Source organism: Phormidium sp. FACHB-1136, assembly GCF_014697375.1.
In the GTDB taxonomy this organism is placed as follows: domain Bacteria; phylum Cyanobacteriota; class Cyanobacteriia; order Phormidesmidales; family Phormidesmidaceae; genus Nodosilinea.
In genome coordinates this window covers 20,806-27,365 of record NZ_JACJRS010000074.1, presented here as the reverse complement: position 1 = coordinate 27,365, position 6,560 = coordinate 20,806, and the positions used below count along the sequence as shown (strand labels likewise).

The following is a 6,560-nucleotide window of genomic DNA, read 5'->3' as shown; positions in this document are numbered from 1 at the left end:
GCAAACGCTATCATCATCGACATAAATTCCATCGCAGCAAGTTCCTCAGACCCTCATCTGAATTCTGCTTGCTGCTTTCCTTTTTGGATCAAATGGATAAAGTCGAGATTAGGAGAGCCATTTAGAGAAAGTGCTGAATGTGGGCCTTAGCCTGGGGTGAAACGGACTCCCGTCGATAGTCTACGGTGACTTCTTCCCCCGGCTGAATATTGCGCAGAGCCACCACTTGACGCTCCTTGAAATGGGTGATGGCATTGGGGGTTCGCGAGTGATTTAGAAGGGAATATTTAGTCATTTGATCCGAGACAATGCAGCGTTGCTCACTAATTCCAGTATATTTTCCACCCTCTAAACGCCAAGATTCTAGGGCATCAAAGGTTGTTTCTCGATAGATCTGAGGATCGCTAAAATCAATAATGACTTCTCTGGCGGCAATGGGTTCAGCCGCAATCAAACCGTAGCCATCTACGGTACTCTTTCCGGGCTGACATTTAGGAGCATTATCTACCAAGTTGGCCAGGTCAGCTTCAGATAATGCTCCCGAACATCGATCCTCTTGTCCTCGCTTAATTTCCCTTATCTTGCCATCCATGGTAAGCGCTCCTGAGGTTAAATATCATCATGATCGATGGGTTAGACAATCAGCCCTCAACCTCTAAAATGATTCTAACTCGCCCTATGAAATTGCCAGTCTAGTCTTCGTCGTAGCGCTGACGAATAAGTTTTGCCTTTTCGGTAAGATCCTTAAAGAAGTCATTGTCAGTAATTTCTTTTACCTCCTCCAGTCGCCTGTTTTCGTCGATCTCAATGCACAAATTCGACACCTGCTGTTTTAGCTTAAATTCCCGCGTACTAACCTTCGCAACCATACTCTCAAAGATATTCGCTAACTGAGTGATTTCATCCTCAAGCAGGGGTTGAGAAAAGTCCTTGAGATCTTGATCGTACTTACCATCGCCAATCTCGTGGGCCACATGGGTTAGGTTAATCGTGCGGCGAGTAAAACTATCGGCCACAATACAAATCAGGAGAAACAAAATAACATAGCACACCAAAAAGGTGATTAACATCCGCCTAAAAATTCCGCTTTTTACATCATCTAAATACTCAGCGGTGAGATCGGCCCCAATGCCATAGCCAGGAACAATATTCCCTTGACTATCCCGCACGGGGGCGTAGGCGGTAATCCATCCACCCCACTGATCATAGAGGGGCACTTCGGGGCGATGAACTACTACACCCTGTTCTAGGGTTTCAATCATCTGGGGGCTGGCGGCGTAGGGCTCTAGAAATTTCACGGCCTTAGACGGATCGTAGGCCGACCACAAATCGACCAAGAAAACGACCTCATCATTGGTCAGTACGGGGTCGCCCACACGGCGCGTATCTGCTCGATTGCCGCGCACAAAAGAATAGGGCCAAACATCAGGATTGACATCATGCACCTGCTGAAACCAGTCCATCTGCTTTTGGTAAAAATAACTATCAGAAAAGCCATCCCCATTGCGGGTTGCCTCCCGATAGAGGCGAGTCATTTCCTCGGCAGTGATTCCTGCGGCAGCAGCAAGGAGTGAATCCTCTAGATTTTTTCTCATGCGCTGTACAGCGACATCGACCGCAAAATCGTAGAGTAGATAGAACAGCGTACCAAACGCCGCCGTAAATAAAAGAGTAAAGATTATTAACAGCTTAGCTCGGATGCTGAGGAATCTAGTTGGCCTTTTTGATGCAGATTTCAACATATCCTTTCCCTGAATCAAAGACGTAATCTCACTAAAAGAGTGCATCGAGCGTTAGAAATCAAGGCTGTCTAAAACGCTGTCACCCCGTTTGCGCCGATGCAGTCGCCAGTCCAGCATACTAATGTTATAGGTTTGATACATTTTCCAGGTGGATATCAGGGCAACAACCGACGCAACAATGGCCCCAACGAGGTAAAGGTTGCTACCCACTAAGTCTAGCCCCGTTAGCCAACCCGTGATAGTCATCATCGCAATAATTAACGCCCCTAGAATCCCCCCAAGACCAATCATGTAGCCATCAATGAAATTACTGACTCGCCCCCGCCGCTCCTGGGGGACTAACGCCTGCAAAGCCTTCCTGGCGGGCTCATCGACACCGTACTGGGTGCTCTTTTGGAGAAGAATTCCTATCAAGCTACCCATAAAGCTAGGAGCCGCGATCATGAGACCAGAGGCTACCAGGGAAAAGAGCGGTTGAAGGGCAAAGATGGTTTTGAGACCAAGTTGATTCATTAAAGGCTGTGCGAGGAACTGACTCACCGCACCGCTGATATTAATCGTAAGACAGAGCGTTACCATCCAGTTGTGGGGAAGGTTAAGGCGTTGCATCCCCCAGGAGGTAAACCCCACAAAGCTAATGCCAAGGGCATAGCCAGAGAAGCCATAGCTGGCGATTTTAGGAATGAGGCGTTTGGCCTGGTTAATGCCTAGTAGATCGTTCGTAAACACCCAAAAAATGAGCGGGAAAGTGAGCCATTGTTGCTGGGAAAGCAGAAACAGAAGCGATTGACTCAGCCAAGCTGGGCCACTGAAGGCCATTAAAATTTGTAGAGAAGCAAAGGCCAAGGCTAGCGCAATGACCATGTCCTCCATCAGCTCGCGGCGATTGTGGCGATCAATAATCAGCGATTTTAAGCTGGTAATGACTAGCATAAGGACGCCGTCAATCATCCAGACCCAGATGATTTGATTGACGCCAACATTGCTAAAGAACCCACTGACAGAAATGATTTCCGATAACTTTTGTGCAAAAGCATTACCCAATAGCAACAATCCTAACCCTAGGGTCAGTCTGGACTCTGAGAGGCGATGCACAGAACCTTGCGACATAACTGGCAAAACAACGACACAGATGGGCGACAAAAACAGGCAACAGAGATAGACAGCAGAGCCCTTGGGCCAGCGAAGTCTAACCTATCAACACTGATGATAGTGACCATGATCAGGGCAAAGTCGATCCACCTCGGCCTAATAGTCGGCGGGTTCTTGGTAGATAGCGGTCTCTCCAGTATAGGTTTTCAACACAATCCGATGGTTAGGGCGCTGGGCAAGAATAGTTTGTGGGGCCACCACCACCTTGCCCCCGCCACCGGGGGCATCGACCACGTATTTGGGTATCGCATAGCCGCTGGTGTAACCCTGCAATTTCGAGATAATCTCCACTCCCTTCGCAATCGTGGTACGGAAATGACCCGCCCCCGCCACTAGGTCGCATTGGTACAGATAGTAGGGGCGCACTCGGTGTTTCACAAGGTTGTGAACCAGTTGGCGCTGCACCTCGACGCTATCGTTAATGTTGGCCAGCAAAACGGTTTGATTCCCAAGAGGAATCCCTGCATCCGCTAGTCGGGCCAGGGCCACGGCCACCTCGTCGGTAATTTCCCTAGGATGATTGGTGTGGATGTTGATCCAGAGGGGATGAAACTGTCGCAGCAGTTGGCACAGTTCAGGGGTGATGCGCTGGGGCAGGAAGATCGGCACTCGGCTGCCAATGCGAACAATTTCGATGTGTTCGATCCCCCGCAGGGCTTTGAGCAAGTGCCCTAGGGTCACGTCGGAGAGGGTCAGGGGGTCGCCGCCGCTGATCAACACATCGCGAATTTCTGGGTGCTGCCGGAGGTAGTCGATCTGGGCCGCTAGGTCATTTAGGCTGGGGGTTGCCTGAAAATCTCCCACGATGCGGCTGCGAGTACAGTAGCGGCAGTAGCTGGCGCAGTGGGTGGTCACTAGCATCAACACCCGATCTGGGTAGCGATGGACGATCCCCGGCACTGGGCTTTGGGCCTCCTCTGCCAAACTGTCGGCCATCATCCCCTCAAACGGCTGCAATTCCCGCCCCAGGGGAATCACCTGACGACGAATGGGGCAATTGAGGTCAGTTGGATCCATCAACTGGGCAAAATACGGGGTAATATCCACCCGAAAATGGTGTGGTGCGCCCAGTCCCTCCCGCTCCTCTGGGCTGAGTTGAATGATATCCTCCAGATCCTCAATGGAATTCAGACGATTTTTGAGCTGCCAATGCCAGTTCTGCCAGTTCTGCGGGGCAACCTCTGTCCATTTCATCATGTTGTATGGTGGTGGGAGATTCGGTCTTAACCATGGCACCCTGGGCGGCTGGCTTGTCGTTATCGTTCCCACTACGGATGGCGCTGGCCGCCTGCGCCCCAACCCAAATCGCCTTATGGTGTCTTTCACCATCCTAGACAGCCTGCGAAGGCATGGCATGGACAGCCGCCCCTCCGCTACTACCCTACGATCTAAAGGGGCTTGGCCTCAGGGCTAGACCCCACGGAACTGGACGTGTCCTCGGTGATTGGGGTGGACTCGTTGGGGATGGTCACCAAGGGGGCCATCTTGGGGGCGAGCTGTTCCCGGTAGTCTAGCCCTAGGACTTCGCTGTAGAGCTTGACGTATTCCACGGCGGACTTGTCCCAGCTAAAGTCTTGGCCCATGGCCCGCTGTTGCAGCTCCCGCCAAGCATCCTTGTAGCGATACCCTTCCCAGGCCCGAATGAGGCAGGTGAACAGGTCGAGGGGTTCGTAGCGGTCGAAGCAGTAGCCCGTTCCGGCGTGGTTGGCGGGGTCGTGGTGGAGCACGGTATCCACCAGGCCACCCGTGCGCCGCACGATGGGAATACAGCCGTAGCGCATGGCGATCATCTGGCTGATGCCGCAGGGCTCAAAGCGGGAGGGCATCAGAAAGGCATCGGATCCGGCGTAGATGCGGCGACCGATTCCTTCGCTGTAGAGCAGGTAGGTGGCCATACGTCCCCGGTAGCGGCTGGCCATTTGCCAAAGCTGGGTTTCGTAGTAGCGATCCCCCGTGCCCAGCACAATGATTTGGGAATCGGTATAAGAAAGGAAGCGATCCAGAATTTGCAGAATCAGATCCAGCCCCTTTTGCTCCACTAGGCGACCCACCAGGCCAATCAGGAACGCCTGGGAATTCACCTCTAGGCCCAGTTCCTCCTGGATAGTGATCTTGTTGATGCGCCGTTGATCGAGGGTGTCGGCGGTGAAGTTTTTGGCGATGTAGCGGTCGGTGGCGGGGTCAAAGGATTCCGTATCAATGCCGTTCAGCAATCCGCTGAGTTTGCCCTGTTCGTAGGACAGCAGTCCGTCCAGTTGTTCGCCATACTCAGGGGTCTTAATTTGGGCCGCATAGGTGGGCGACACGGTGTTGACCCGGTTGGCAAACTGAATCGCCGCCGCCATGGTGTTGTGGCTTTGCATGTACCAGGGGCACCAGGTCATTTGCTCAAGCTGCCAGCGCCAGGGACCCTGGTAGGCGAGGTTGTGGATGGTGAAGACGGTTTGGATCTCGGGGGTTTCGTGCATCCACACCGGAATCATGCCCGTGTGCCAGTCGTGGCAGTGGATGATGTCGGGGCTCCAGTAGTTCCAGGCAAATTCAGCGGCCCCATTGGCAAAGAAGGTGAACCGCCAAAATTCATCGTCGCCGTAGTAGACCTTGCGGGGATCAAAGGCGGGGTGGCCAAACAAGTAAAGGGGAACGTCCGAATCGGGGAAGAGGGTTTCGTAGACCTCGAAGTCGTTGAACATGGCGGTGCCTTTCCAGATGGACTGCTTGGGGATGTCCACCTTGTCGGGCATGAAGCCGTAGTAGGGCATAAACACCCGCACGTCGTGCCCCATCTTGCGGAGTACCTTGGGGAGGGAACCCACCACATCCCCCATACCGCCAACCTTCGCCAGGGGCGCTGCTTCTGCTGCCACAAAAAGAATCTTCATATCGCCCCGCTTTTGCCGAAATCACTGCACAAATCCTAGGTTCCAGTCTACGGGGGTGTGGCGGTTATGCCTAGACGTTGGGGCTGATTTCCGTGTCCCTGAGGGGTATCCGTCCATGGGGGTTCTGCACCCCAGCACCTAAGATAGGGAAGTCCCGTTTACCCAGAGGTTCCCATGGCAGTACTTCCTTGGCGTTGGAGCTTCCTAGCCCTACTGATCGTCAGCCTGGGCTGTCAGGCCGCCCCATCCCCACCTTCAGGCCAGACGGCTGCCTCCGATACCCCGGACACCGCCTGGGCCAATGAATCCGACCTGATCCCGTTGGTGCTGGCGCAGGTGGAGGATCGGGATCTCTGTGATGGCTTCTTTGATCCCGAAGTTGCCGCAACGGAATCCCAGGTCTATGTCCTGGGAGATCGGGCTTTGGTTGAAGTCCTCTGTGCCCGCGCCGCCTACCAGATGGTGTATGCCTACGCGGCGGTGGCGTCCGATGGTACCCTAACGCCGTTGTCCTTGGATGGCTTCTATCCCGATGAGGCGGGCAACTTCCAGCGCGTCAGCGAACCCACTGTGGGCGGTCTGGCCAGTTTCGACCCCAGCCAGGGCCAGTTGACGATCTTTAGCAAAGCCCGTGGAATTGGCGACTGCGGATCCTTCGCCACCTATGGTTGGACGGGGGAAGGGTTGGCCCTAGAGACCTACCGTTATCAAGCCTGCAATGATGATCCCAATGGGGTGCAAACCGCTCCCGATCCAGAGAATTTTCCCCAGATTTATCCCTAGT

At 53.5% G+C, this 6,560-nt stretch carries 6 protein-coding genes; 1 reads left to right on the top strand and 5 read right to left on the bottom strand.

The features are described 5' to 3' along the window. Nucleotides 1–121 precede the first annotated feature (121 nt). The 5 genes from H6G62_RS18995 to glgA all read right to left on the bottom strand — a co-directional run bounded on the left by H6G62_RS18995 (nt 122) and on the right by glgA (nt 5,776). The gene (locus H6G62_RS18995; RefSeq protein WP_190498037.1) at nt 122–592 is read right to left on the bottom strand and encodes an SET domain-containing protein; all 471 of its coding nucleotides are present in this window, start codon (nt 590–592) and stop codon (nt 122–124) included. A gap of 100 nt (nt 593–692) precedes the next feature. Next, nucleotides 693–1,535 carry a hypothetical protein gene (locus tag H6G62_RS18990; RefSeq protein WP_190498035.1) on the bottom strand — a complete coding sequence of 281 codons (843 nt, stop codon included), beginning with the start codon at nt 1,533–1,535 and terminating at the stop codon, nt 693–695. Nucleotides 1,536–1,793: 258 nt separating this feature from the next. After that, nucleotides 1,794–2,675: a hypothetical protein gene (locus H6G62_RS18985; protein WP_190498033.1), complete on the bottom strand. Its 882-nt coding sequence runs from the start codon at nt 2,673–2,675 to the stop codon at nt 1,794–1,796. A 315-nt stretch (nt 2,676–2,990) separates the two neighbouring features. Continuing rightward, entirely contained in the window at nt 2,991–4,091 is a 1,101-nt protein-coding gene (locus H6G62_RS18980) for a KamA family radical SAM protein (RefSeq protein WP_190498031.1), read from the bottom strand. Between the two features lie 191 nt (nt 4,092–4,282). Continuing rightward, nucleotides 4,283–5,776 (bottom strand): glycogen synthase GlgA, encoded by a 1,494-nt coding sequence (gene glgA, locus H6G62_RS18975; RefSeq protein WP_190498029.1) that lies wholly within the window; start codon nt 5,774–5,776, stop codon nt 4,283–4,285. 174 nt (nt 5,777–5,950) lie between these two features. Here glgA and H6G62_RS18970 point away from each other — a divergent pair, with 174 nt between their 5' ends. Then, nucleotides 5,951–6,559, top strand: a complete 609-nt coding sequence (locus H6G62_RS18970) for a DUF1176 domain-containing protein (protein ID WP_190498026.1) — start codon at nt 5,951–5,953, stop codon at nt 6,557–6,559. Nucleotide 6,560 lies beyond the last annotated feature (1 nt).

Coding starts and splice junctions, on each gene's coding strand:
- H6G62_RS18995 (WP_190498037.1), bottom strand. CDS start 592: ATGGATGGCAAGATAAGGGAAATTAAGCGAGGACAAGAGGATCGATGT.
- H6G62_RS18980 (WP_190498031.1), bottom strand. CDS start 4,091: ATGATGAAATGGACAGAGGTTGCCCCGCAGAACTGGCAGAACTGGCAT.
- glgA (WP_190498029.1), bottom strand. CDS start 5,776: ATGAAGATTCTTTTTGTGGCAGCAGAAGCAGCGCCCCTGGCGAAGGTT.
- H6G62_RS18970 (WP_190498026.1), top strand. CDS start 5,951: ATGGCAGTACTTCCTTGGCGTTGGAGCTTCCTAGCCCTACTGATCGTC.
- H6G62_RS18985 (WP_190498033.1), bottom strand. CDS start 2,675: ATGCTAGTCATTACCAGCTTAAAATCGCTGATTATTGATCGCCACAAT.
- H6G62_RS18990 (WP_190498035.1), bottom strand. CDS start 1,535: ATGACTCGCCTCTATCGGGAGGCAACCCGCAATGGGGATGGCTTTTCT.